Annotated in this window: 1 protein-coding gene; it reads right to left on the bottom strand. The window is 46.2% G+C overall.

The annotated features are described in order from the left end of the window. A partial coding sequence (locus tag ACS8FD_RS18875) for a DUF368 domain-containing protein (RefSeq protein ID WP_439276982.1) occupies positions 1-824 on the bottom strand: 824 nt, incomplete at both ends.

The raw sequence follows: 824 nt of genomic DNA, 5'->3' as shown, positions 1-824 counted from the left end.
GTCGTCAGCCAGTGTGCGCCTGCAGGATATTGCCACGGGGCAACGTTATTGATCGCCTCATTATTTAAAGTACCTAAAGCATCTACTTTCCATGGCCATACCTTGACCAGTGAGCCGGCAATAAAGCCAGTAAGCAGTGCTAATGTTCCTTGATAATATCGCGACAATAACCATTTAAGCACACGCGTGAAGATGAGTAGCCCAGTTGCCATTCCTGCCATTAAGGTAAGAATAACCGTCAGATTAAACGTATGGACGGCTTCCAATACCGTATCGTAAGCGCCCATCAGCAACAAGATAAATGACCCTGAAATACCAGGAAGTATCATCGCACAAATGGCAATTGCACCTGCAAGGAATAGATACGGTAAGCTTGGCGCCGTAGCGAGCAGGGGTAAGTTGCTGATCACAACCGCTGTCACAATACCAATGACAAATAACCCCGCCCGTGCCGCATTCCACCGTTTTATTTCACTCAATAAAATAACGACAGTCGCAATCACTAAACCAAAGAAGAACGACCAGATAAGCAAAGGCTGATTGTCCAGTAAATGCTTGATTAGACCTGCTAAAGTGGCAAAGCTTGTGGCAATACCTAATAGCAAAAATAGCAAAAATGTCGCATCGACTTGTCGCCAGACGGCAAGTAAACCTTTGATACCGCCATGCTGACGAAATACTTGCCAAAGGCTTGGGCCAATACTACCCAATGCATTAATTAGGCGCTCATAGATACCTGCAATCAGAGCGATAGTACCGCCCGATACACCAGGTACGATATCAGCTGCGCCCATTGCCATACCTTTAATGTAGACCGCCACCAA

It is taken from the genome of Psychrobacter sp. 1U2 (assembly GCF_051847575.1).
This window is presented reverse-complemented; position numbering and strand designations above follow the sequence as displayed.